The following is a 23,628-nucleotide window of genomic DNA, read 5'->3' as shown; positions in this document are numbered from 1 at the left end:
GCCCCCGCACAGCCGGCTCGGGACGGTCTTCGGACCGGGCGGTGACGACAGGCAGAGACCAATGGGGCGTCAAGAGGCCGCGCAGGAAGGCGCGGACGTCCGGGTCGGCGGTGACCGGCGAACACTATGAACGCAAAGGCCCAAGGGGTGGCTCCGGATCCGGGGAATTCCTAGCATCCCCGCTCGCAGCGCAACTTCGCGCAGGTCCGCAGCAGTACAGGAGCCGCACCTTGACCACACCCCCCGCGCCCGGGCACGACATCCGGCCCGACCGCCGCAGAAGCCGCCCCGTGGTGGTCGCCGCCGCGCTCGCCGCCGTCCTTCTCGGCACCCTCGGCAACGTCTCCGCCGCCCCCGCCCCGGCGGCCGGGCAGCCGGTGGCGTCCGACTGTCCGCCGGCCGTCGCCGAGAAGGCCGCCTGCTACACCGGCCGGGACGCGGGCGGCGCCTACTACACGATGGCCGTGCCCCACCGCTGGAACGGGTCCCTCGTCGTGCACGCCCACGGCGGCCCCGACCTCGGCGACGCCTCGGACCCCGCCCGCAGCACCGAGGACCTGGAACGCTGGTCGGTGATGGTCGACCAGGGGTACGCCTGGGCCGCCTCCTCCTACCGGCGGGGCGGCTACGGAGCCCGGATGGCGGCCGCCGACACCGAGAACGTGCGCCGCCTGTTCACGCAACGGTTCGGCCGGCCGGAACACACCTACCTGCACGGCCAGTCCTGGGGCGGGAACGTCGCCGCCAAGGCCGCCGAGACCTACGGCCGGCGCCCCGGCGCCTACGACGGGGTGCTGCTGACCAACGGCGTGCTCGGCGGGGGTTCGCGCGGCTACGACTACCGCGTGGACCTGCGGGTGGTCTACCAGTACTACTGCCACAACCACCCGCGCCCGACCGAGCCGCAGTACCCGTTGTGGCAGGGGCTGCGCCCCGGCTCCACGATGACGACCGCGGGGCTGCGCGCCCGCCTCCAGGAGTGCACGGGCTACGCCTCCGACCCGGCGGACCGCACCGAACCGCAGCAGCGCAACCTCGACGACATCCTCGCCGTCACGGGCATCCCCGAGCGAACCCTGGAGTCGCATCTGCGCTTCGCCACCTTCACGTTCCGCGACATCGTGACCGACCGGCTCGACGGGCGGAACCCCTGGAGCAACCGGGGGGTGCGCTACTCGGGTTCGCACGACGACAAGGCGCTCAACGCCGGCGTCGAGCGCTTCTCGGCCGACCCCACCGCGCGGCGCGACCTGTCCTGGGACAGCGATCTCACCGGCAGGGTCTCCCTCCCCGTCCTCACCCTGCACGCCATCGACGACCCGACCGCGTTCGTGGAGCACGAGGCGGCCTACCGTGACACGCTCCGCGGCGCCGGCCGGGAGCGGAACCTCGTCCAGACCTTCACGCGGGAACACGAGCACAGCTCGCTGAGCGACTCCGAGTACGCCAACTCCCTGTCCGCACTGGACTCCTGGGTGCGCACCGGGCGCAGGCCGAGCCCGCGCTCGATCGCGGACTCCTGCGCCGCCTTCGACGCGAGGTACGGAGAGGGGTGCTTCCACGACCCCGGCTTCCGCCCGTCCCCCTACGCCTCACGGGTGCTGCCCCGGCCGGGCGGTCTCGTCTGGCCCGCCATGACGGCAGCGCAGGAGCGGGCGTGGAGCGGGATCGAGGGCGTGGGGATCGCGCCGTAGGCCGCACGACCCGGCGGAGGGCCGTTGTCCTAGCGGCTCTCCGCCTCCGTCAGCACCGCCCGGATCACATGGCGGGCGTTGCCGGCCATCGCGGGGTTGCTCTTGCGGTAGTACGGCAGCGCGATCAGGGCCTGGGAGAGGGTGCGCCCCCGGCCGCGCCGCCAGGTCGCGTCGTCCACGCCGAGCGCCTCGCGGAAGACCTCCCTCGCGCCGGGCGGCAGCAGGTTCCACGCCGGGAAGAGGTCGCAGGCCGGATCACCCACGCCCATGCACCCGAAGTCGATCACCGCGGACAGCCTGCCGCCGCTCACCAGGAGATTGCCCGGCATCAGGTCCGCGTGCAGCCAGCGCGGCGGCCCCTGCCACACCGGGGCGCGCAGCGCGTCCTGCCACACCGCGGCCAGCGTGTCGCAGTCGACGCCCTCCTCGGGCAGGCCGCGCAGCTCGTCGAGCGCGACCCGGGTCGGCCCGTCCAGCGCGGTGAGCGGCCCACCGCGGTACGCCTCCGGCGCGTCGGGCAGGGTGATGCCGCGCATCGCCGCCACGAAGGCGGCCAGATCCTCCGCCAGCGGCACGGGGTCGGCCAGGGCTCCGGCCTCGGGGTTCTCCCCGGGCAGCCACCGGTAGACCGACCAGGGCCACGGGTACCCGTCGGCCGGCACCCCTTCCCCGAGCACCTCGGGCACGGCGGCGGGGAGCAGGGGCGACAGCCGGGGCAGCCACGCCCGATCCGTCGCGACGTCCGCCACGCCGCCCTCGACCATCGGCAGCCGTACGACCATGTCCTCGCCCAGCCGGTACACGGCGTTGACCGTGCCGCCGGAGGGGAAGCGCTCGACGGGCAGCCCCGACCACCGCGGGAACTGCGCGTCGACCAGACGCCGTACCAGACGGTCGTCGACGCGGCACGGGTAGGGATGCGGCTGCCCTGAACTCATGGCTCTCATCCGACCCTTCGACGCGCAAGCGCGTCAAACGCTTTCCCGGCCGACGGCGCTCGCGCCGGGCGAGGTGCGCGGCGGCCCTCGCTCATCGCCGGAAGCCGCGACCGGTCGGAGCGCCGGCCAGAGCCCCGCCCGCCGCGATGCCCGACGCCACCGTCAGCGCGCCCGGCACGGACCACGCGGCGAGGGGACCGGCGACGGCCACGCCCAGGGCGAACGCGGTGATCTTGAGGCTCGCCCCGGTGGTGAAGACCTGGCCCCGCAGGTGTTCCGGGGCCTCCCGGTGGCGTATCGCGAACAGCGCGGTGAGCTGGGGGCCTTCGCCCGCGCCGAGGAGGAGCACGGCGACCACGAGCGCCACCGGCCGGCCCGTCGCCGCTAGGGCCGGCGCGGCGGCCTGGACCAGGGCGCCGGCCCGGACGACCGTGTCCGGGGCGACGGCGCGTGGATGCCGTGCGAGGACGGCGTTGGCCGCCAGGGCGGAGACCGCCGCGCAGGAGAACAGCAGGACACCGCGACCGGCCGCGCCGAGCAGCTGCGCGCCGAGGAGCGGGACGCAGGCCACCAGCATGCCCTGGGCGGCACAGGAGACGACCGAGACGAGGGTCGCCCGGGCGAGGAGCGGACGCCGCAGGAGGACCCGGAACCCGGCGGCGAGGGCGCCGGTCACCGTTCCCGGCCGGGTGTCCCGGTCAGGGGAGGGGCGCGCCGGCAGCCGCCACGCGGCGGGCACGGCCGCCGTGATCAGTGCCGCGGAGACCGCGACCGCCGTGGAGGCTCCCAGCAGCTCGGCCACGCCTCCGGCCAGGGCCGGACCGGCCAGGCTCGCCACGCCGAAGGTCATCGCGTCCAGCGCGTTGGCCCTGGGCAGCCGTGCGTCCGCCGTCACGCGGGGGAGCTGCGCGGTCCAGCCGCCCGACAGCGCCGGGCCCAGCAGCCCCGTGAGCACCGCGAGCGGGACGGTGCAGGCCAGGGGGAGGCGGCCGAGTCCGGCGAGGACCATCGTCAGCCCCGTCGCGTACAGCGCCAGCGTGCCGGCCAGCAGGCGGCCCGGCCGCACCGCCCGGTCCAGGAGCACTCCGAGCGGCGGCCCGCCGATCGCGGCGGCGACCGTGATGCCCGCGAGCAGGGTCGACGCGTCCGTCGACGAACCGGTGACGGCGAGGCCCGCCAGCAGCAGCGCGGGTCCCGACATCTCGTCCCCGACGCGCGCCGCCGTGGCCGCGGCCAGATAGGAGCGTAACGAGTAACCCTTTGACATCGGGGAGACGTTACGGAGGTAACTCAAAACTCCGCAATATGCGTTACATTCGGCCGGTGTCCACTCCTCGCGACGCCCTCGCTCCCGACGACGACTGGCCCACCAGGCACTCCGTGCTGTCCACGGCGCGGCGCACCGCCGCCCTCGTCAACGTGCTCGGCGCGGACGCTGCCGACGCCGGCCGAGAACCCACCCCCGAAGCCGTCGCGGAGGTGCTGCGCGCCTACGGCGAGAGCGACCCGACCGGCCTCACCGTCCGGGACGTGGACGGGATGCGCGAGGCCGCCGCCCTGCTGCGGGACGTGTTCGCGGCGGAGTCCGCCGACGCCGCCGCGCACGTCCTGAACCGTCTCCTCGGCGCGCACACGGGACGCCTGCGCCTGACGTCGCACCAGGGTGCCTCTCCCTGGCACCCCCACCTGGACCACGACGACGACGCACCGTGGCCGGAATGGTTTCTGGCTTCTTCCTGCCTGGCGTTGACGGTCCTGGTCTGGGACCGTCAACGCCCACCCGGCAGGGTCTGCGCCTCCGGCCGCTGCCGGAACGTCTTCATCACCCGGGGCAGCGGTCCGGAGCGCCGCTACTGCTCACGTCGCTGCGCGACCCGGGAGCGCGTCGCGGCGCACCGGCGCCGGGCCGACGGCTGACCGCCGGACCGGCGGGTGGTCAGACGCCGAACTCCGAGGGCGGGATGTTCAGCGCGGTGCAGGCCTCGCGGATCGCGTACTGCTCGGACGGCTCGAAGGACCCGTCGGCCCCGGCGACGACCATGCCGGTCTGGACGACCGCACGGGCCTCCGCGGGCTTCTTGGCGGCCTTGGCGATCACCTGGAGCGCCTCGGCCCTGCCCTGCTCGAAGTTGGCGAGGAGCCGGTCCACGTGCTGGTTGAACCGCTGACGGAGCTGGTCCGCCGGGAAGTTCTGCAGCACCTCGTTGGAGACGATCAGCTCCTCCACGCGCTGCCGCTCGGCCGGCTCCACCCGGCCGTCCGCCGCGGCGACCAGCGCGCACATGGCCATGCTGGCGTCCCGGTAGGCACCGCTCTTGAGCTCGTTCTTGGCCGAGGCGAGCTGGGACTTGAACATCCCGATCAGCTGGGCCTTGGAACCGCCGGAGGACGAGCCCGGCCTGCCGCCCTGCGAGGGTCCGTGCGATCCCTGGCCGGATCCGCTCGCTCCCCGAGTGCCCTGGGACTGCTGGAAGGTCTTGGCCTGGTCCTTGATCTTGTCCCACATCGCCACTCGTGCCACCTCGGCTTCTGTTGCTGCGTATCGGTCTGTCCCCGGTCGCGGTCTCCCGCGGTCACCACGATGAACGCACCCGGGGACCACAGGGTTCCCGATGGGCAAAGAAAAGGCAAAGCGCCTGGTGGGGTCGAGTACGCTGCGCCACCGGGGAGTTCGCGGACCGGTCGACGGGGTGAGGGCGCGTGGTGTGGTCGCGGGAGGTCGGCTGGTTCGTCGCGATCGGTGTCGCGTCGACCGCCGGGCAGGCGCTGCTCTACTGGGGGCTGCGCCCGTGGTCGCCCCCTGCCCTCGCCAACCTGGTCTCCCTCCTCGTGCTGACGGTGCTGAACACCGAGGCGAACCGGAGGCTGACGTTCCGGCACGCCGCCACGAAACCGGCCCGTGCGCACCTCGGAGCGGGCGGTCTGTTCCTGCTCGGCTATCTGGTCACCTCCGGTGCCGTGCTGTGGTTCACGCACCGGCTGCCCGACGCCTCGCCCGCCGCCGAGACCGCGGTCCTCGCGGCCACGTCCGTCGCCGTCACCGTCGTGCGCTTCGTCGTCCTGCGCCTGGCCGTCTTCCGCGGCCCGGACCACCGGCGCGCCGCAGGTCCGCGCGGTCGGGCGAGTCGCTGAACTGCTGGGTCACCAACAGGTTCCCCAGTCACTGAGAAGTGCGTTCTTCCATGTCGGCGGTCGCTCTCCTACGGTTCCCGAGTAACCACAAGAGAGCACATGAGCAAGGAGACCGACGTCATGGCCATCACCCTGGTGAACCCCGACGGGCTGCCCGCGGTCGACGTCTACCGGCAGGTGTCGATCGCGTCCGGATCGAAGCTCGTCTTCGTCGCCGGGCAGGTCGCCTGGGACGCCGACGGCGTCACGGTCGGCGAAGGAGACCTGGCCGCGCAGACCGAGCAGTGCTACCTCAACGTCGCCACCGCCCTGGCGGCGGCCGGCGCCTCCTTCGCGGACGTGGCCAAGCTGAACGTCCACGTCGTCGACTGGACGCCGGACAAGATGCCCCTCCTGCTGGCGGGCATCGAGCGGGCGGCCGCCCGGCTGGGGGTGACCCCGCTCGCGCCGGCCACCCTGCTGGGCGTCGCCGCGCTGGACGTGCCCGGGCACCTGGTCGAGGTCGAGGCCACCGCCGTCCTCGACTGACCCCCCTTGCCCCGCCCAGTCGTACACGACCCGGTCGAGGAGACTCTGCAGGTACAGGCCGCGTCCGGCGTCGACCGGTGTCGGCGTTCGGGTGCGGACGGCCGTCGCGAAGTCGTGGCGCAGGACGGGCCGGCACTCCTCGTGGTCGATGCCGGCCGTGTCGTAGACCAGGGGCTCTGCGGCACCGAAGAGTTCGACGCGGGTCAGCGCGCGGGGGCCGGCCACGGAACCGGACAGCGAGGCCTGGCTCACGGCGCCGTTCTCGTGTGCGCAGGTCGGTCCCACCCAGCGGCGCGGGTCGCCCGTGGCGCGGACGGCGGTGACCGGGCCGACCGCGGCGTCCAGCAGGTCGAGCAGATGGGGGCCGAGGTCGAGCAGGGCACCGTGCTCCAAGCGCCGGCCGGTGGCGAACTCCCCTTGCAGGAAGGCACCGTGGAGGCAGCAGGAGCGCGCCCCGGCCGCCTCGAAGGAGCGGGCGGCTTCGAGGAAGGCCCGGGTGGCCGGGTGGTAGCGCTTGGTCAGTACGAGCTCGGTGACGACCCCGGCCTCGGCGACCGCGTCGGCCACGCGCCGGGCCGCGGCCGGATCGGGCCCGAGCGGCTTCTCCAGCAACAGGTCCTTGCCCCGTTTCGCCGCAAGCGGCGCCAGCTCGGCCTGGACGGCGGGCGGCACGGCGAACGCCACCGCCTCGCAGTGGTCCAGCAACTCCTCGAAGGGAGGGACTCGTCGCGGCGGCGGCCCATCACGGCCACCGGCTGCCCGAGGTCCTCGCCGGATACGACCGCTCGGCGACCGCCGCGCCGGCTCCCTACCCCCATTCCTGCTCGCCGCATGCCTGGGCCGCCGCCACCCCGGCTGGCCCTGCGGACGGCGCTGGGGCAGGAGCCGACAGGTGCCTGACCCCGCTACTGCGACGCGGGCCGGGCGCGGTCCTGGCCCGGGGCGCCGCTGCGGCGACGGCACTGTGCGTCGTGCCGCGCGCCGAGCGAGGTCCACCAGCGTTCGCAGCAGTCCTCGGGCAGCGGAGCGCGGGAGAGCGAGGGGCGGGCGCACTCCGGTCCGTGCACGACACCGTCGGAATGCCGCCAGAACGCGCAGCACGGCTCGAGACCGTGCGCGAACGGGTCCCGCAGCGGGGGCCGGGCCAGCAGCTCGGCCCGCTGGGCCATGGCGACCCTGCGCCGGTGCTCCGCGCCCTCACGGGCGGCGCACCAGGCGAACACCGCGGCGACGTACAGGCCGGGCAGGGCGAGCCAGGAGTGATGGGTGGCCGCGTACACGGCGGCGGCGGCCAGGAGCACGGCGGCGGCACGGCACGCGCGGGCGGTGCGCAGGCTCGGCGTCACAGGGGACTCCCGTGGGTCGGCGGGGGAGAAGGCCTCGGGACTTGCTTATGCCCCCGGTTCGCCGTCGTACGTCATGCTGTCGCGTCCGGCGGATAATCCGTTGCGGTCACCCGCCGCCGTGCCCGACTCTGCTCCTCATGTCCCCTGCCGACCTGCGGCCGGCCACGCTCGCCGACGCCCCCGCCGTCACCGACCTCCTCAACGAGATAGACCGGATCGAGATCGGCCGCCCCGAGACCGACCAGCACACCGTCGAAGCCGATTTGAAGCACCAGCAGAGGGACCTGGCCCAGGACTCGTGGCTCGCCTTCCACGACGGCCGGCTGGTCGCGTACGGGCTGCTGTGGGACGAGTCCGGCGGGGAGCGCGTCGACATCGACCACTACGTGCTGCCCGACCACCAGCGGACCGGCCTGCGCATGCTGGCGGCCATGGAGACCCGCGCCCTGGCCAAGGCCCGGACCAACGGCGCGGAGCGCGCCGTCGTCCACCTCCACCTCAACACCGAGCCCACCACCGACACCGCGCTCCTCGCCGAGCGCGGCTGGGGCGTCGTCCGCACCCACCACGTACTGCGCCGCGCGCTGGACCCGGCGGCCGACCTCCCGCCCGAGGCCCCGGCGGGCGTACGGGTGCGGGCGTGCACCACGGAGGCGGACCGCGTCCGGGTGCACGAGCTGTACCAGCGGTCGTTCGACCGGCACTTCGACTTCCAGCCGCGCCCCTACCGGCTGTGGCTCGACGACATCGACGCCGCGGGCCTCGACTGGTCCCTGGTGTGGATCGCCGGGACCGACGACCTGGGCGATGCCGGGTTCCTGCTCGCCCGGGACGACCGTGAGGCCATGGGCTGGATCCGGAGCATCGGGGTGCTGAGCGAGGCCCGCGGCCGCGGCCTGGGCGGGTTCCTCCTGCGCCACGCCTTCGGGCACTTCACCGCGCGAGGCCGGGACACGGTGGGCCTCGGTGTCGACACCGCCAACGCGACGGGCGCCCCGCGGCTGTACGGCCGCCACGGCATGACGGTGCACTTCGCCGTCGACACCTGGGAGGCCGTGATCGCCTGACGGCGCCTCACAGCACCATCGCGACCGCCACCGCGCCGAGCAACGCGACGTACGTCCAGGCGTGGGGGCGGTCGGGGATGCGCGGCGGGCGCCGGCGCAGTACGGCGATCACCGGCAGGGCGCCCAGGAGCAGGGCCCCGGCCGCGCGGAGGTCGACGAGGCCCACCAGGGCCGGGTGCGCGTGGGCCCCGGCCGGGCCCGCGGAGCCGCCCAGGAAGACGCCGGCGGCCGGGAGCGCGATCGCCAGGGTCAGCGGGTTGGCCAGCGCGGTCGCCACCTGCATCGTGTGCCCGGCCCGCCGCATCGCGGGGACGGTCATGACGCTGCCGCCCACGCCCAGGAAGGCGGCGACGGCGCCGACGGGGGCACCGACGACGGCCGGCAGCGGACGCGGCGTGCCCGGGGCGACCGCGTCCGGGGCGCGCGGGCGCAGGAAGCCGGGGCGCAGCAGCAGGTCCACGACGGTCAGCGCGACGTACGCGACGAACGCCCAGCGGATCAGCCCGGCCGGGGCGTGACGCGCGGCGAGCGCCCCGGCCGAGGCGCCGACGCCCAGCAGGACGAGCAGCGGGCCGCCGCCCCGGAGGGCGGTCAGCACCCGGCGCGGTGTGACGGCCGTGGCGAAGGCGGCGTTCACCACCATGACCAGGGCCGAGGTGGCCGTCGCCACCCGTATCGCGTCCGCGCCGAGCGCGGAGTCGGCCCACACCACGACGGGGACGGCGACGAAACCGCCGCCGAATCCGAACAGGACGGTGGTCACACCGGTCAGGAGCCCGATTCCGAGCAGAGCCACAAAATCCACACCGGCCACTCCACCAGCCCGGCGCCATGGCCCGCATTCGATGTCCGGCACTCTTCCTTCGCGACCCGGCCAGGACGGCCGTAGGGTGACCTGGTGAAGAACGTCTCCCTGGCCGACGTCGACCACGTGGACCGGGCCGTGCTGCCGATCGGCACCGACTACCCGCCGGGACACGTCCTGGACTGGCACGAGCACCGGCGCGCGCAGTTCCTGTACGGGGCCACCGGAGTCATGGTGGTCGACACCGACGACGGCACCTGGACCGTGCCGCCCGAGCGCGCCGTGCTGATCCCGGCCGCCACCCGGCACCGGGTGCGGATGCTGGGCGTGAGCACCCGCAGCCTGTACATCGAGCCGGACGCCGTCCCGTGGTGGCCCGGCACCTGCACGGTGGTGGACGTGCCGCCGCTCCTGCGCGAACTGCTCCTGGCAGCTGTCGAGTTCGAGGCCGACTACAGCCTGTCCGGGCGCGAGGGCAGCGTCGCCGACCTCCTCCTGCACGAGATCGCGGCGCGCGCGCCGCTCCCGTTCCACGTCAGCATCCCCGCCTCCGCGGACCTGGCGACGCTGTGCAGGGAGTACCTGGCCGCCCCGGACACCGGGGTCACCAACGCCGCGTGGGCGGCGCGGACGAACCTGAGCGAACGGGCCTTCACCCGGCGCTTCCGGGCCCAGACGGGGGACAGCCCCGCCGTCTGGCGGGGCCGCGCGCGCCTGCTCGCGGCGGTGCCGCTGCTGCGGTCCGGTTCGGTCACCGAGGTCGCCGGCCGGCTGGGCTACGCCTCTCCCGCCGCGTTCACCGCCGCCTTCACCCGCACCTTCGGCGTCCCGCCGTCCCGGTTCACACGGGGTCACCACCGGGGGCGGGCCGGCCGAGCCTAGGACCGCTCCTGCGCGAGGTGTCCCAGGGCCGCGCTGCGGCTCGTCGCCAGATGGTGCAGGACCAGTTCCTGGACGCGGTCCACGTCGCGTGCCGCGATGGCCCGGTAGAGGGCGTCGTGTTCCAGGGCGACGGCCATCAGGTCGTCGTGCTGGCCCAGGAGCCAGCGCAGCCGGCTGCGCAGGACCCGTTCGAGCTCGTTGAGCAGCTCGTTGGCGGCCAGCGAGACGACGGTCTCGTGGAAGTCGGCGGCCGCCCGGCGGGCCCGTACCGCGTCGTTCGCGCGGGCCGCGTCGAGTTCGGCGTCCACCGTCGCGCGCAGCCGCTCCAGTCCCTCCCGCGTGTGCCGCTGGGCGGCGAGGCGGAAACCCAGGGTCTCCAGGCCCGAGCGGACCTCGTCCAGGTCGGCGATGTCGCTGGTGGTGAACTCCCGCACCACCGCCCAGCTCCGCGGCCGCGGCGTCACCAGTCCCTCCGACACCAGCGTCTTGAGGGCCTCGCGGACCGGGAGCCGGCTCACGCCGAGGGACTCGGCCAGGTCCCGTTCGACCAGGCGGCTGCCGGGGGCCCGCACACCGTCGATGATCTCGTCGCGCAACCGCCGCGTGACCCGCTCGGACTCGGGCCTGAAGCCCTCTGACGCAGCCATCGCCGTCCCTCGTCGCTCTTCCCGTTCGCGGTACGCCGACCGCGCCGTGCGCAGCGGCGGTCGGGCGGCCCGTCAGAATACCCCGGGGCCCGCGGGCGGCCCGGGCGGGACGGCGCGACGACGGTCAGCCCGCCTGCGGGGGCCAGTTGACGATGCGCTTGGGGCGCGGGCGGGCGTAGGTGCGCACCTTGGACGTGGACAGACCGAGCCGGACCAGGGACTCGGCGACCGTCACGGCGGCGGCGACCCCGTCGACGACGGGGACACCGGTACGCTCCACCACGCGTTCGGCGAGGCCCGCCATGCCTCCGCAGCCCAGGCAGATCACCTCGGCCCGGTCGTCCTCCACCGCGCGGGCGGCCTGCTCGGTGATGGCGTCCACGGCGGCCTGCTCGTCCCGCTCCAGGTCGAGCACGGCGAGCCCGCTGGCCCGCACCGAGGCACACCTGGCGCTCAGTCCGGCCACCGCCAGCCGTTCCTCGATGAGGGGGACCGTGCGGTCGAGGGTGGTGACGACGGAGTAGCGGCGGCCCAGGTACTGCGCGGTGCTCGCCGCCGCCTCGGTGATGTCGACGACGGGCACGTCGAGCAACTCCTGGAGCCCCTCCCGGCCGTGCTCGCCGTAACCGGCCTGGATCACCGCGTCGAAGGGCTCCCGGTGGGCGCGCACGGCCTCCATCACGGCGACGGCGGCGAGGTAGCTCTCGTAGTTGCCCTCCACGGACTCCGCGCCGAAGGCCGGGGTCAGCGGCACGATCTCGGTGCCCGGAGCGGCCGCGCCGGCCGCCTGCCTGCCGATCGCGTCGGTGATGGACTGCGTGGTGTTGACGTTGACCACGAGGATGCGCATGGGTGGGCCTGGGCCTTCTGCTCGGACGGGGTGTGCCGCGACGGGACGGGTCGGGAGGGCGCGGGCTAGTCCGCGGCGACGGCGATGGACTCGCCGTCCACGTCGCGGAACAGCGATGCGCGGTCGGCGATCAGCGCGTACAGCACGGCGGCGATGATCGCTCCGATGAACCAGGAGAACCCGGCCGCGGCGTGGAAGAAGGGGACGAGCGCGACGACGACGGCGATCGCGGCGCCGGGGACGAAGGCGGCGACGGCCCGCGGGTTGTAGCCGCGCCGGTAGTGGTACTCGGCGCCCGCGTCCTCGGTGTAGAGGGCCGGCACGTTCACGCGGGACTTCCGCAGCAGCCAGTAGTCCGCCATGATCACGCCGAACAGGGGGCCGAGCAGCGCGCCGAGCCCGCCGAGGAAGTAGTTCACGACGACCGGGCTGTCGTAGAGGTTCCACGGCGTGATCACCAGGCCCAGGACCGCGCTCACCAGACCCGCGCGGCGGAAGTCGAGCCGGTGCGGGAAGAGGTTGACCAGGGCGTAGATCGGCGCGACGAAGTTGGCCAGCAGGTTGACCGCCACCGTGAGGGCGATGAGGCACAGCGACGCGACGGCCAGCAGGAACATGTTGGGGATCGTCCTGACGATGTCCGTCGGACTGGTGATCACGTGCCCGTCGAGGGTGAACTGGGCTCCGCTGAGGACGGCCACGATGACGGCGAAGAAGAGCATGTTCACCGGGATGCCGATCACGTTGCCCCGGACGATGGAGCCGCGGCTGCGCGCGGACCGGGTGAAGTCGCAGAAGTTCAGCACGAACGTCCCGTAGATGACCACCCACAGGGCGGCGGCCTGGAGCACCTGGAGCCACATCGCGCCGCCGGTCAGCGGATCGTCGATCGACACGGACACCGAGCCGTCGGCCCGGACGAACATCCACACCGCGAGCGCGCACATCGTCAGCAGGGTGGTGGGTGCGGCGAAGGCCATGTACCGGCGGATCATCTGCATCCCGTAGCTGACGATGAGCACCTGGAGGGCCCACAGCACCAGGAAGGTGATCCAGCCGAGCGTCGACTGTCCGAGCAGGGAGTTCGTGTCCAGGGAGGCCAGGGACGGGAACATGGCCACCAGGAGGGCGCTCAGCACGGCCGAGGCCAGGTAAGTCTGGATACCAAACCAGGCGATGGCCACGGCGCCGCGGACGGCGGCCGGAATCTTCGCTCCCTTGATGCCGAACGCGATGCGGCTCATCACGGGGAACGGGACGCCCGTCTTGTGGCCCATGAATCCGGAGAGCGTGAGCAGGAGGAAGAGCAGGACCGAGGCGAGCGCGAAGGCCGCGAGGATGCCCCACACGTTCAGACCGAGGGCGAACAGTCCGATGGCGAAGGCGTAATTGCCCAGGCTGTGCACGTCGTTGGCCCAGAGCGTGAAGACGTTGTAGGCGCCCCAGCGGCGCCCTTCCCGCTTCGTCGGGGCGAGGTCGTAGGTGTAGAGGCCGGAACTGGTGGCGGTGTCGCCGGCCCGGGCGGACGAGCGGCGGTCTTCCAGGGCAGTCATACGGGACTCCTGGGATCAGGTGCGGGGGAGTTGGAGGGTTCCACAAAGCGGAAGCGGCTTTCCGGTGAACAGAACGTAGTTTTCGCCAAACCGCACCGTCAAGGGGTCTGCGGCAAATGGAATACCATTTTTGGTCCCGTTGACAGCCCCGTGGGCCGTCCCTAACCTGACGCCCCGTCGTTACATCGATGTAAAGGCTTCGGGAGAGGACCCCCACGTGCTTCCCAGCCCCGCAACCCGCCCCCGTTCCCGTCCCGGCGCGCGCCTCGGCCCGCTCCTCGCCGCCCTTCTCGCGCTGGTCGTGGGCCTGCTGCCCGGGCTCACCGGACCGGCCACCGCGGCTCCCGCCCCATCCGCACCCCCTGCCGAAGCCGCCGCGGCGGCCGGCACCTTCCGCAACCCGCTCAACAGCGGGCCCGACCCCTTCATGACGCACTGGAAGGGGACCTACTACCTGACCACCACCCAGGGAGGCAGCATCCGGATGTGGCGCTCCCCGTCCCTGGGCACCCTGGCCACCGCCGACCCGGTCACGGTATGGACCGACACCGACCCGTCCCGCAACCGCAACATCTGGGCCCCCGAGTTCTACCGCTTCGGCGACCGCTGGTACCTCTACTACACGGCCGACGACGGCGTCGACGACCACCACCGGCTGTACGTCCTGGAGTCGGAGCGCGACGACCCCACCGGTCCGTACCACTTCAAGGCCGAGCTCGCCCCGCCCAACCACGCGGACGACTTCGCCATCGACGCGGGCATCCTCCAACTCGGCGGGCGGCTCTACCTTGCCTACAGCGGCATCAACCAGTACCAGCACAACGGGATCAACATCGCCCCGATGTCCAACCCGTACACGGTCTCCGGGAACGCGGTCGCGATCGACGCGGCGGGCGGCTGCCCCGAGGTGCGGGAGGGACCCGAGTTCCTGTACCGCAACGGCCGGGTCTGGATGACGTACTCCACCTGCGACACGGGCAAGCCCGACTACCAGGTCTGGATGATGTCGATGCCGCTGGACGCCGACCCGCTGGTGCCGGGGAACTGGCACCAGCACCAGGGCCCGGTGTTCTCCCGGGCCGACGACCGGGGCGTGTTCGGGCCCGGACACCACGCCTTCTTCACGTCCCCCGACGGCACCCAGGACTGGATCGTCTACCACGCCAAGACCACCTCGGTGAACACCTACACCAACCGCACCACGCGGGCGCAGCGGTTCACCTGGCGGGCCGACGGCACCCCCGACTTCGGCCGTCCGCTCGCCATGGGCGCCACCCAGGACCTGCCCTCCGGCGATCCCGGCTCGGGCAACTACTGGATCAACGACGACGGCCGTGCCGGCGGCCCCGGCGGCGTCACCTACACCGGTGCCTGGAACTCCGGCACGGGCTGCGCCACGCAGTGCTTCTGGAGCGACGACCACTGGAGCGACCGGGCGGGTGCCACGGCCACCTTCTCCTTCACGGGCACCCGGATCGTCCTGCTCTCCGTCAAGGACACCGGCAACGGCTACGCGGGCGTCAGTGTCGACGGCGGGCCCGAGCAGCGGGTGGACCTCCACGGCCCGATCCGCGTCGGTGAGGCGGTGCAGTACACGAGTCCACGGCTGGCGAACGGCAGGCACACCCTGCGGATCAGGGTCACCGGCGAGCACAACTCCCAGTCCGGGGCGTCCTTCGTGAGCGTCGACCGGGCCGAGGTCTACACGAACTGAGCGTCAACGCCGCTCGCGGCCCTCCGTGCTCTCCCGCAGGACGAGCCGGTGGGCCACGATGCGGTCCTGGGGCGCCTGCACCCCCGACACGGCACCGTCCGGCGCCGTCGCCTCCTCGATGCGGTGCTGGAGCAGCTGTACGGCGACCTTGGCCACCGCCGCCTTGTCCGGCGCCACCGTGCTCAGCGTCGGGACGCTGAACCTCCCGCCCTCCACGTCGTCGAAGCCGATCACCGCGACCTCCTCGGGCACCGACACCCCGTGCTCGTGCAGGGCGCGCAACGCACCCAGCGCCAGCTGGTCGTTCAGGCAGAGCAACGCGTCGGGCCGCGCGCCCTCCTCCAGTGCCCGCGCCACGGCCCGCGCGCCGTCGGGCATCCGGAACGAGCCGACCGGCAGCAGTGCGGCCGGATCGTAGGCGATGCCCGCCTCCGCCAGCGCGGCACGGTAGCCCCGGGTGCGGGCCTCGGCCGTCCCCAGACCCGAGTCGTCGCGCCCGCCCACGGCGAGGATGCTGCGGCGCCCGAGCCCGAGCAGATGGCGGGTCGCCTCGCGCGCGGCGCTCTCGTTGTCGATGGCCACGTGGTCCGCGCCCTCCTCCAGCAGCTCCCCGAGCAGCACCGTGGGCGGGAAACCCGTGCGGTCCCGCAGGTCGTCGGCGGTGAGCGCCAGCGGACTGAGGATGATCCCGTCCACGAACGTGGAGCCGAACCCGGCCAGCGCCGCCAGCTCGTGGGCACGGTCCGCCCCGGACTGGTGGATCAGGACCGTCAGGGACCGCTCCTCGGCCTCGCGGATGACATGCCGGGCCAGCTCCGCGAAGTACGGTATGTCCAGCTCCGGGACGACCAGCGCGATGATGCCGGTTCTGCCCTTGCGCAGATGACGGCCGGCCAGGTTGACCCGGTAGCCGAGGTGTTCGATGGCCTCGCGCACCACCTGCCTGGTCCGGTCGGAGACATGGGCGTAGTCGTTGATGACATTGGACACCGTCTTCTCCGAGACGCCCGCGTGACGTGCGACGTCCTTGATCCTGGGCCGTGCCACCGAGACCTCCCTGCCTCTTCCGCGCTGCCCGAGTCTATGTCCCGGTACAGGGAGGGCTTCGGTACAGGTCCACTTTCCCCCGGCTCTTTACAGCCAATGTACATCGATGTAAAAACTAGCCACCGCATGAGCTCCGGCCGTCGAAAGGTCCGCGATGAGTTCCCGTTTGCCTGCCCAGGGGGCGTTGGCCGTGTCCGACCCGGTGCGCCGCCCCAGCCGCCGTCGGCTGCTGCGCAACGCCATGGCCGGAGCGGGAGCCCTGCTCGCCGCGGGCCCGCTGTCCGGCTGCACCTCACCGGCCTCGGCCTCGGGGGCGTCCGCGCTGAGCGTCTGGGACCTCTTCCAGGGCGGCGACGGCATGCTCATGGACGACATGATCGAGGCCGTGTCCAAGGGGGCCGGGGGAGCCAAGGGCTTCGACGTCGACCGTACGATCCTGGACTGGGGGCCGTCGTACTACACCAAGCTCGCCATGTCCGCGGCCGGCGGCCGGGCCTCCGACGTGGCCGCCATGCACCTGTCCCGGCTGGCGGGCTACGCGCCCGGCGGCCTGGTGGACGCCTTCGACCTGGACCTGCTCGCCGAGTACGGAGTGACGGAGAAGGACTTCACCCCGGCCGTGTGGTCGCGCACCCGGCACGAGGGGACCGTCTACGCGATCCCGCTGGACGTCCACCCCTTCATCGTGTTCTACGACAAGAAGGCCGCCGAGCGGGCCGGGCTCCTGGACCCCTCCGGCGAACTGGCGCCCATGGGCTCGCCCGAGGCCCTGCTGGAGGCCGGCAAGGCCCTGGCAGCGGCGACCGGGGAGTCGGGCATCCTGTTCGGCCACGTCACCGACACGGCACAGGACTGGCGTCTGTTCGCCGGCCTCTACGCGCAGACCGGCGCCGCGTTCGACCTGCCCGACGGCGGCCCCGCGAAGATCGACGTCGACGCCGCCGTACGCGTCGTCACCCTCATGACGCGCCTCTTCGACGGGAAGACCAACCCCAACAACCTGGACTACAACGGCGCGCTGGCCGCCTTCAGCAGTGGACGCGGCGGCATGGCGATGCTCGGCGAGTGGGAGCTGCCGACGCTGAAGAAGTCCGGCCTGGAGCTGGGCGCCGCGCCCTTCCCGCAGGTCTTCGACAAGCCGGCCGTCTACACCGACAGCCACAGCTTCGTCCTCCCGCACCAGGACAGCCCCGACCCGGCCCGGCGCCGCGAGGCCCACCGGTACGTCGCCCAGATCCTCAAGCAGAGCCTCACCTGGGCGAGCGCCGGCCACATCCCCGCGTACCGGCCCGTCCTCGCGAAGCCGCAGTACGCCGCCCTCGAACCCCAGTCCTCCTACGCCGACGCCGCGAAGGTGGCGGTCCTCGACCCGCCCAACTGGTTCGCGGGCGCCGGTTCGAACTTCTAGAACCGGATGTGCCAGCCGCTCCAGTCGGCGCTGCTGGGCAACACCACCCCCGAGAAGGCGGTGCGGCAGATGGTCCGCGAGGCGGACTCGCTGCTGCGCCAGCCCAACCCGGTGGCCTGACCAGCGACAGGAGTGACCGACGTGACCACCACCGCACCCCTCGGCGCCGAGGAGCGGACCACCCCGCCCGCGGTTCCCCCGGGCGGCCGCCGCACCGCCCTCGGCCGCATACGCACCGGCAACGGGCTCGTGTTCGTCCTGCCGTTCCTGCTGGTGTTCGGCCTCTTCATGGTCTGGCCGATCGTGCAGGGGCTCTGGATGAGCTTCACCGACAGCTCGCTCGCCCTGCGCGACACGAGCTTCGTCGGCTTCGACAACTACACCGAGGCGTTCGGCGACCCGGACGTGTGGAGCAGCCTCGGCAACACCGTCTTCTTCACCGTCATCTCCAGCGTTCCGCTGGTGCTGGTCGCGCTCGCGATGGCCCTGCTGGTGCACAGCGGGCTCGCCGGGCAGTGGGCGTGGCGCCTGTCGTTCTTCGCCCCGTACCTGCTGCCCGTGACCGTCGTGACCATGATCTGGACCTGGCTCTACCAGCCGGAACTGGGCATGGCCAACCAGCTCCTGGACACCCTCGGCATGGCACCCGTCGGCTGGCTGTCCGACGAGTCCGTCGCCATGTGGTCGGTGGCCGCCCTCACCGTCTGGTGGACGGTGGGCTTCAACTTCCTGCTCTACCTCGCGGCGCTCCAGTCCCTGCCCACCACCTTCGACGAGGCGGCGGCGCTCGACGGGGCCGGCGCCTGGCGCCGCCTGTGGTCCATCACGCTGCCGCAGCTGCGCCGGACCACCGGCCTGGTGGCCATGCTCCAGGTCCTGGCCTCCCTCAAGGTGTTCGACCAGATCTACATCCTCACCAAGGGCGGACCCAACGGCTCCACCCGGCCCGTCCTCGAGTACGTCTACGACGTCGGCTTCACCGGCTACCGCCTCGGCTACGCCTCCGCCGTCTCGTACCTCTTCTTCGCCCTGATCGTCCTCGTCTCGCTCGTGCAGCTCCGCCTCTTCCGCCGGGAGGACTGACCGTGTCCGCCACCGCCACCGCCCTCCGTTCCCGGCGCCGTCCACCCCGCGAGGCGGCCGGCTCGCCCCTGCTCCTCGGCCACGGAAGACTGCCCCGCGTCCTGGCCGGGACCGCGCTCGTCGTCCTCGCCGTCGTCTGGCTGCTGCCGTTCGTCTGGGCGGTCATCACCTCGGTGCAGAGCGAGGAGGACATCAACACCACCGGGCTGTCCCCGTTCAAGGGCGCCTTCACCCTGGACGCCTACCAGCAGATACTGGAACGCGGGCACGTCACCGTCTGGGCCTTCAACAGCTTCCTGATCGCCGGCCTGGTCACGCTCATCACCGTCGCGGTCTCCACCCTCGCGGCCTACGGCTTCTCCCGCGGCACCTTCCGCGGCCGCCGAGCGCTGCTCGGCGTCACCGTGGCCGCCATCATGGTCCCTCCGCAACTGCTCGTCGTGCCGCTGTTCGACCAGATGACCCTGTTCAACCTGGTCGACACCTACGCGGCGGTCATCCTGCCGCAGGTCGTCGCGCCGATGATGGTGTTCATCCTCAAGCGGTTCTTCGACGCCATCCCCAGGGAGCTGGAGGAGGCGGCCCGGATTGACGGGGCATCCGAGCTGCGGGTCTTCCGGTCGATCGTCCTGCCGCTCTCACGGCCGATCGTGGCCGCGGTGGCGATCTTCGTCTTCATCGGCGCCTGGAACAACTTCATGTGGCCGTTCATCGTCACCAACGACCCCGACCTGATGACCCTCCCGGTGGGCCTGGCCACCGTCAAGGACGCCTACGGCATCCAGTACGCCCAGTCCATGGCCTCCGCCCTGCTGGCCGCGCTGCCGCTGATCGTGGTCTTCCTCCTCTTCCAGCGCCGCATCGTCAACTCCGTCGCCACCACCGGCCTCGGCGGTTCCTGAACCCGACCAGCTGTACCCACGGGCTCGGCGTTCGCGCGCCCGGCCCACCGATCGACTGGAGCATGTGTGCCCACTCACTCCGTACCGCGCCCGGAGTACCCGCGACCGCAGTTCGTGCGCCCCGACTGGCTCAACCTGAACGGTGCATGGCAGTTCGAGACCGACCGCGGGGACAGCGGCCTCGAACGCGGGTTGCTCGACCGCGAGCTGCGTGAGGAAATCCTCGTCCCCTTCCCGCCCGAGTCCGAGCTGTCCGGCATCGGGGACACCGACTTCCTGGAGGCCGTCTGGTACCGGCGGGCCCTCACCCTGCCCGCCGCCTGGGCCGGACGCCGCGTCCTGCTGCACTTCGGCGCCGTCGACCACGACACCACCGTGTGGGCCGACGGCAAGGAGGTCGCCCGGCACCGCGGCGGCTTCACCCCCTTCACCGCCGACCTCGGCGACATCGCCGGGGCGGAGGAGGAGGTCGTGATCACCGTGCGGGCCCGCGACCCCAGGTCCGGCCCGCAGGCGCGCGGCAAGCAGGCGGTCCAGTACGCCAACCACGACTGCAACTACACCCGGGTGACCGGCATCTGGCAGACCGTCTGGCTGGAGCCCGTCCCCGTCACGCACCTGCGCCGCCCCCGGATCACCCCCGACCTGGCCGGCTCAGCCTTCCACCTCGAACTGCCCCTGTCCGGCAACCGCCCGGGACACCGGGTACGCGCGGTCCTCAGCGACGCCGACGGCGAGGTGAGCCGCGCCGAGGCGCGCGCCGACCTCGACCTCGCCCCGCGTCTGCACCTGCCGGTGCCGGACGACCGGCGGCGCGAGTGGGGACCCGAGGACCCGCACCTGTACGACCTGCGCCTGGAGCTGCTCGACGCCGCCGGAGAGGTGGTCGACAGTGCCGAGAGCTACGCCGGACTGCGTGCCGTCGGCCTGCGCGGCAAGGCCGTCCTGCTCAACGGGCGTCCGGTCTTCCAGCGGCTCGTCCTCGACCAGGGCTGGTACCCGGACGGGCTGATGACCGCGCCGAGCGACGAGGCCCTGGTGCGGGACATCGAGCTGGCGATGGCGGCCGGCTTCAACGGTGCCCGGCTGCACCAGAAGGTCTTCGAGGAGCGCTTCCTCCACCACGCCGACCGCCTCGGCTACCTGGTGTGGGGCGAGTTCGGCGACTGGGGCTGCGAGACGGGCGGCTCCTCGGGCGACAACCAGAAGCCCGACGCCTCCTACGTCGCCCAGTGGCTGGAGGCGCTGGAGCGCGACTACTCACACCCCTCGATCATCGGCTGGTGCCCGCTCAACGAGACGTACCAGAAGCTGCACGACCGCATGACCCAGCTCGACGACGTGACCCGCGCGATGTTCCTGGCCACCAAGGCCATGGACACCACCCGCCCGGTCGTTGACGCCTCCGGGTACGCCCACCGGGTCGCCGAGACGGACATCTACGACTCCCACAACTACGAGCAGGACCCCGCCGCCTTCCGGCAGTTGATGTCCGGTCTCGCCAAGGACGCGCCCTACGTCAACGCGCACGAGAGCGGTGCCGCCTACTCCCAGCCCTACCGGGGCCAGCCGTACTTCGTCAGCGAGTTCGGCGGCATCTGGTGGGACCCCGAGGCGGCCGCCGACCGCTCGGGCGAGGACCGCACCGTCTCCTGGGGCTACGGGGAACGCGTGCGGAACGAGGACGAGTTCCACGAGCGGTTCAGTGGACTCACCGGGGTCCTGCTCGGCGACCGTGACATGTTCGGCTACTGCTACACCCAGTTGACCGACGTCTTCCAGGAGCAGAACGGCATCTACCGCTTCGACCGGGGCGAGAAGCTCGACGTCGCCCGGGTCCGCGCAGCCCAGCTGCGCCCGGCGGCCATAGAGGAGCCGGAGGCATAGCGGGGCCGGGGCCGGAGGTGCCCTGCCGCCTCCGGCCCCGGACGCGCGGGATCAGAAGGGCCGGTCGCCCTCGATGGCGACCCGCTCGGCGACCCGCCGCTCGGACCCGTAGTCGCCCACCGCGTAGTGCTGCGTGGCCCGGTTGTCCCAGAAGGCGATGTCGCCGGGCTGCCAGCGCCAGCGCACCTGGTACTCGGGCACGTGCGCCTGCTGGAACAGGAACCGCAGCAGCCGGTCGCTCTCGTCGCGGTCCATGCCGGTGATGTGCGTGGTGAAGGACGTGTTGACGAACAGCAGGCGCCGCCCCGTCTCCGGATGCGTGCGGACGACCGGGTGCTCCACGGGCGGGAACAGGTCCTGGTGCGGCAGCAGCCGCTCGGGTCCGTAGAACCGTGCGAAACCCGGGATGAAGTCGTGCACGGCGCGCGCACCGTCGACGCGGTCCTTCACCTCCCGGGGCAGGTTGTCGTAGGCAGCCGCCATGTCCGCCCACATCGTGTCGCCGCCGAACGGCGGGACCTCGCGCAGCTGGAGCACGGCGCCGAGCGCGGGGCGCTCGCGGAAGGTGACGTCGGTGTGCCACACGTTCTCGTACGTCGGTGCGGCCCCGGCGCCCTTGGCGAACCGGACGACGTCGTCGCTGGAACCGGCGGCGAGCAGCGGGTTGGTCTCCAACTCGCCCCAGTTCCGGGCGAAGTCGCGCTGCTGCTCGGAGGTGAGGTGCTGGGCGCGGAAGAACAGCACCTTCCACTCCAGCAGGGCGCGGTTCAACTCCTCCCGCAGCACCGGGATGAGCGGACGCGAGAGGTCGACGCCCCGGAGTTCGGCGCCGATGGTGCGCGCCTGCGGGACGACCTCGAAGTGTTCGTAGGGCCGGTCCCGCCAGCCCTCGGGCAGCCGGCGCAGGGTGCGCCGGCCCTCGTAGATCCCGTCCCCCGGGATGCGCGCTTCGCGCAGGACGGTGCTCGGACCGACGGACGTGACGGACATGGGAGTCCTCCCCTGGAGAGACGGTACGCGTGACATCCGGCCGGGGGGTGCGCGAGGTCACCGCCGGACGGCCGGGGAAACGAGGGTGCTACGGGTGCGACGGGTCGTGGACCCGGAGGCAATGCCGACGGCTACGACGCGACGGGCGTCGGACGGTCGGTGCGAAGAGGGCCGTTAAAGGCCGGAGCGCTCACATCCGGTCCGCTCGGGCACGCGGGGACACTCCGCGATGGTGCCGAACCGGTATGTGGTCATGTCACCGATTGTGTGATCTTCGCCCGTCCGTGTCAACCGGCTCACGGCTGGCGGGGAACGAAGGGGAGCAGGGCGTCCCCCTCCGGCTGGACGACGCCGTAGCTGCTCTCGGGCACCTTGTTCCACACCCCGGGCAGGTCGCCCAGGGGCTCCGACACGATCAGGCGGGTGCTGTCGGAGGCATCCTTGAGGAAGGGCAACGAGGGATGCAGCGCGCGCAGGCTCTCCACCCGGCTGCTGTAGTAGAGCGACCGGGACTGGGCCTGGCTGGAATAGCGGAAGACCCACAGGCGGCGTCCCTCGGTCACGGCCACCGTCATCTGCAGCGGGAACTCCACGCCGTGCTCGTGGCCGATCTCCTCCACCAGCCCCGCCATCCGGGCCACGGCGGCGGGAGGGTCGTCCTGAAGGCCGAGCGTGAGCGCCAGGTAGAACATCATCTCCGAGTCCGTCGACCCCTCGATGTCGAGGAACAGGTGCGGATCGACGGCCAGCGCCAGGTCCCGGCGCAGCCGGTGGAACTCGGCGATCGCGCCGTTGTGCATCCACATCCAGCGGCCGTGGCGGAAGGGATGGCAGTTGGTCTGCTGCACGGGGCTGCCCGTCGAGGCCCGGATGTGCGCGAAGAACAGGGGGGAGCGGACATGGCCCGCGATCTCCCGCAGGTTGCGGTTGCTCCAGGCCGGTCCGACCTCCCGGACGATCGCGGGTGTCTGCATCTCCGGCCCGAACCAGCCGACGCCGAACCCGTCCCCGTTCGTCGTCTCGACGCCCATGCGGGCATGCAGGCTCTGGTCGATGAGCGAGTGCTCGGGCTGGTAGAGAAGGGACTCCAGGAGTACGGGTGTCCCCGAGTAGGCGAGCCATCGGCACATCGCTCCGTCGCCTCCCTAGTGGCCT

21 protein-coding genes and 3 pseudogenes are annotated in these 23,628 nt (G+C 72.5%); 12 read left to right on the top strand and 12 right to left on the bottom strand.

What is annotated here, in order from left to right; genetic code table 11:
* Positions 1-230: 230 nt before the first annotated feature.
* A complete protein-coding gene (locus ACZ6IM_RS17930; RefSeq protein ID WP_469557465.1) occupies positions 231-1,694 on the top strand; it encodes an alpha/beta hydrolase family protein in 1,464 nt (487 codons plus the stop codon).
* Positions 1,695-1,723: 29 nt separating this feature from the next.
* Here ACZ6IM_RS17930 and ACZ6IM_RS17925 read toward each other — a convergent pair whose 3' ends face one another.
* A complete protein-coding gene (locus ACZ6IM_RS17925) occupies positions 1,724-2,632 on the bottom strand; it encodes an aminoglycoside phosphotransferase family protein (protein ID WP_469557463.1) in 909 nt (302 codons plus the stop codon).
* Between the two features lie 91 nt (positions 2,633-2,723).
* Entirely contained in the window at positions 2,724-3,899 is a 1,176-nt protein-coding gene (locus tag ACZ6IM_RS17920; protein ID WP_469557461.1) for an MFS transporter, read from the bottom strand.
* Positions 3,900-3,937: 38 nt separating this feature from the next.
* Here ACZ6IM_RS17920 and ACZ6IM_RS17915 point away from each other — a divergent pair, with 38 nt between their 5' ends.
* Positions 3,938-4,549, top strand: coding sequence for a CGNR zinc finger domain-containing protein (locus tag ACZ6IM_RS17915; RefSeq protein WP_469557460.1), 612 nt, complete (start codon positions 3,938-3,940; stop codon positions 4,547-4,549).
* A gap of 19 nt (positions 4,550-4,568) precedes the next feature.
* Here the strand turns inward: ACZ6IM_RS17915 and ACZ6IM_RS17910 are convergent, their stop codons facing one another.
* A complete protein-coding gene (locus tag ACZ6IM_RS17910) occupies positions 4,569-5,144 on the bottom strand; it encodes a tellurite resistance TerB family protein (RefSeq protein ID WP_052840306.1) in 576 nt (191 codons plus the stop codon).
* A gap of 188 nt (positions 5,145-5,332) precedes the next feature.
* On the opposite strand from ACZ6IM_RS17910, the gene ACZ6IM_RS17905 reads away from it, so the two are divergent.
* Positions 5,333-5,764: a GtrA family protein gene (locus tag ACZ6IM_RS17905; protein WP_469557458.1), complete on the top strand. Its 432-nt coding sequence runs from the start codon at positions 5,333-5,335 to the stop codon at positions 5,762-5,764.
* Between the two features lie 120 nt (positions 5,765-5,884).
* A complete protein-coding gene (locus tag ACZ6IM_RS17900; RefSeq protein ID WP_469557604.1) occupies positions 5,885-6,292 on the top strand; it encodes a RidA family protein in 408 nt (135 codons plus the stop codon).
* A 594-nt stretch (positions 6,293-6,886) separates the two neighbouring features.
* Here ACZ6IM_RS17900 and ACZ6IM_RS17895 read toward each other — a convergent pair.
* Positions 6,887-6,964: pseudogene (locus ACZ6IM_RS17895) on the bottom strand (hypothetical protein); the annotation flags it as partial.
* Between the two features lie 47 nt (positions 6,965-7,011).
* Here ACZ6IM_RS17895 and ACZ6IM_RS17890 point away from each other — a divergent pair.
* Positions 7,012-7,192: pseudogene (locus ACZ6IM_RS17890) on the top strand (hypothetical protein); the annotation flags it as partial.
* Positions 7,193-7,197: 5 nt separating this feature from the next.
* Here the strand turns inward: ACZ6IM_RS17890 and ACZ6IM_RS17885 are convergent.
* Positions 7,198-7,638 carry a hypothetical protein gene (locus ACZ6IM_RS17885; RefSeq protein ID WP_052840305.1) on the bottom strand — a complete coding sequence of 147 codons (441 nt, stop codon included), beginning with the start codon at positions 7,636-7,638 and terminating at the stop codon, positions 7,198-7,200.
* Positions 7,639-7,775: 137 nt separating this feature from the next.
* Between ACZ6IM_RS17885 and ACZ6IM_RS17880 the strand changes: the two genes are divergently transcribed.
* Positions 7,776-8,705, top strand: coding sequence for a GNAT family N-acetyltransferase (locus ACZ6IM_RS17880; RefSeq protein WP_469557455.1), 930 nt, complete (start codon positions 7,776-7,778; stop codon positions 8,703-8,705).
* Between the two features lie 7 nt (positions 8,706-8,712).
* Here the strand turns inward: ACZ6IM_RS17880 and ACZ6IM_RS17875 are convergent, their stop codons facing one another.
* Entirely contained in the window at positions 8,713-9,510 is a 798-nt protein-coding gene (locus ACZ6IM_RS17875; protein WP_469557454.1) for a sulfite exporter TauE/SafE family protein, read from the bottom strand.
* A 93-nt stretch (positions 9,511-9,603) separates the two neighbouring features.
* On the opposite strand from ACZ6IM_RS17875, the gene ACZ6IM_RS17870 reads away from it, so the two are divergent.
* The gene (locus tag ACZ6IM_RS17870) at positions 9,604-10,392 is read left to right on the top strand and encodes a helix-turn-helix transcriptional regulator (protein ID WP_052840302.1); all 789 of its coding nucleotides are present in this window, start codon (positions 9,604-9,606) and stop codon (positions 10,390-10,392) included.
* On the opposite strand, the gene ACZ6IM_RS17865 is transcribed toward ACZ6IM_RS17870, so the two are convergent.
* From ACZ6IM_RS17865 to ACZ6IM_RS17855, 3 genes are all read right to left on the bottom strand, one after another.
* The gene (locus ACZ6IM_RS17865; RefSeq protein WP_052840301.1) at positions 10,389-11,039 is read right to left on the bottom strand and encodes a GntR family transcriptional regulator; all 651 of its coding nucleotides are present in this window, start codon (positions 11,037-11,039) and stop codon (positions 10,389-10,391) included. The two genes, ACZ6IM_RS17870 and ACZ6IM_RS17865, sit on opposite strands and share 4 nt — an antisense overlap.
* Before the next feature lie 124 nt (positions 11,040-11,163).
* Positions 11,164-11,889 carry an aspartate/glutamate racemase family protein gene (locus ACZ6IM_RS17860; protein ID WP_469557451.1) on the bottom strand — a complete coding sequence of 242 codons (726 nt, stop codon included), beginning with the start codon at positions 11,887-11,889 and terminating at the stop codon, positions 11,164-11,166.
* Between the two features lie 65 nt (positions 11,890-11,954).
* Positions 11,955-13,442, bottom strand: coding sequence for an NCS1 family nucleobase:cation symporter-1 (locus ACZ6IM_RS17855; RefSeq protein ID WP_469557449.1), 1,488 nt, complete (start codon positions 13,440-13,442; stop codon positions 11,955-11,957).
* Between the two features lie 217 nt (positions 13,443-13,659).
* On the opposite strand from ACZ6IM_RS17855, the gene ACZ6IM_RS17850 reads away from it, so the two are divergent.
* On the top strand, positions 13,660-15,156 hold the full coding sequence (locus ACZ6IM_RS17850) for a family 43 glycosylhydrolase (RefSeq protein WP_469557447.1): 1,497 nt from the start codon (positions 13,660-13,662) through the stop codon (positions 15,154-15,156).
* Between the two features lie 3 nt (positions 15,157-15,159).
* Here the strand turns inward: ACZ6IM_RS17850 and ACZ6IM_RS17845 are convergent, their stop codons facing one another.
* Entirely contained in the window at positions 15,160-16,203 is a 1,044-nt protein-coding gene (locus ACZ6IM_RS17845) for a LacI family DNA-binding transcriptional regulator (protein ID WP_052840297.1), read from the bottom strand.
* A 154-nt stretch (positions 16,204-16,357) separates the two neighbouring features.
* On the opposite strand from ACZ6IM_RS17845, the pseudogene ACZ6IM_RS17840 reads away from it, so the two are divergent.
* The 4 genes and pseudogenes from ACZ6IM_RS17840 (at position 16,358) to ACZ6IM_RS17825 (ending at position 21,483) form a co-directional block, all read left to right on the top strand.
* Positions 16,358-17,731: pseudogene (locus tag ACZ6IM_RS17840) on the top strand (extracellular solute-binding protein).
* A 21-nt stretch (positions 17,732-17,752) separates the two neighbouring features.
* A complete protein-coding gene (locus tag ACZ6IM_RS17835; RefSeq protein WP_052840295.1) occupies positions 17,753-18,694 on the top strand; it encodes a carbohydrate ABC transporter permease in 942 nt (313 codons plus the stop codon).
* Between the two features lie 2 nt (positions 18,695-18,696).
* Positions 18,697-19,596: a carbohydrate ABC transporter permease gene (locus ACZ6IM_RS17830; protein WP_052840294.1), complete on the top strand. Its 900-nt coding sequence runs from the start codon at positions 18,697-18,699 to the stop codon at positions 19,594-19,596.
* Positions 19,597-19,662: 66 nt separating this feature from the next.
* Positions 19,663-21,483: a glycoside hydrolase family 2 protein gene (locus ACZ6IM_RS17825; RefSeq protein WP_052840293.1), complete on the top strand. Its 1,821-nt coding sequence runs from the start codon at positions 19,663-19,665 to the stop codon at positions 21,481-21,483.
* Between the two features lie 51 nt (positions 21,484-21,534).
* Here the strand turns inward: ACZ6IM_RS17825 and ACZ6IM_RS17820 are convergent, their stop codons facing one another.
* Together ACZ6IM_RS17820 and ACZ6IM_RS17815 are read right to left on the bottom strand one after the other, a co-directional pair.
* Complete coding sequence (locus tag ACZ6IM_RS17820; RefSeq protein ID WP_469557445.1) at positions 21,535-22,473, bottom strand: TauD/TfdA dioxygenase family protein; 939 nt, start codon at positions 22,471-22,473, stop codon at positions 21,535-21,537.
* 296 nt (positions 22,474-22,769) lie between these two features.
* A complete protein-coding gene (locus ACZ6IM_RS17815) occupies positions 22,770-23,603 on the bottom strand; it encodes a class II glutamine amidotransferase (RefSeq protein ID WP_052840291.1) in 834 nt (277 codons plus the stop codon).
* Positions 23,604-23,628: the final 25 nt, after the last annotated feature.

The organism is Streptomyces sp. NPDC042336, assembly GCF_055581985.1.
The sequence above is the reverse complement of the archived record's forward strand: the minus strand, read 5'-3'. Positions and strand labels throughout refer to the sequence as shown.

Excerpts from the sequence above, each read along its gene's own strand:
- ACZ6IM_RS17860 (WP_469557451.1), bottom strand. The coding sequence starts at position 11,889 with ATGCGCATCCTCGTGGTCAACGTCAACACCACGCAGTCCATCACCGAC.
- ACZ6IM_RS17855 (WP_469557449.1), bottom strand. The coding sequence starts at position 13,442 with ATGACTGCCCTGGAAGACCGCCGCTCGTCCGCCCGGGCCGGCGACACC.
- ACZ6IM_RS17865 (WP_052840301.1), bottom strand. The coding sequence starts at position 11,039 with ATGGCTGCGTCAGAGGGCTTCAGGCCCGAGTCCGAGCGGGTCACGCGG.
- ACZ6IM_RS17820 (WP_469557445.1), bottom strand. The coding sequence starts at position 22,473 with ATGTCCGTCACGTCCGTCGGTCCGAGCACCGTCCTGCGCGAAGCGCGC.
- ACZ6IM_RS17880 (WP_469557455.1), top strand. The coding sequence starts at position 7,776 with ATGTCCCCTGCCGACCTGCGGCCGGCCACGCTCGCCGACGCCCCCGCC.
- ACZ6IM_RS17900 (WP_469557604.1), top strand. The coding sequence starts at position 5,885 with ATGGCCATCACCCTGGTGAACCCCGACGGGCTGCCCGCGGTCGACGTC.
- ACZ6IM_RS17915 (WP_469557460.1), top strand. The coding sequence starts at position 3,938 with ATGCGTTACATTCGGCCGGTGTCCACTCCTCGCGACGCCCTCGCTCCC.
- ACZ6IM_RS17920 (WP_469557461.1), bottom strand. The coding sequence starts at position 3,899 with ATGTCAAAGGGTTACTCGTTACGCTCCTATCTGGCCGCGGCCACGGCG.
- ACZ6IM_RS17815 (WP_052840291.1), bottom strand. The coding sequence starts at position 23,603 with ATGTGCCGATGGCTCGCCTACTCGGGGACACCCGTACTCCTGGAGTCC.
- ACZ6IM_RS17925 (WP_469557463.1), bottom strand. The coding sequence starts at position 2,632 with ATGAGTTCAGGGCAGCCGCATCCCTACCCGTGCCGCGTCGACGACCGT.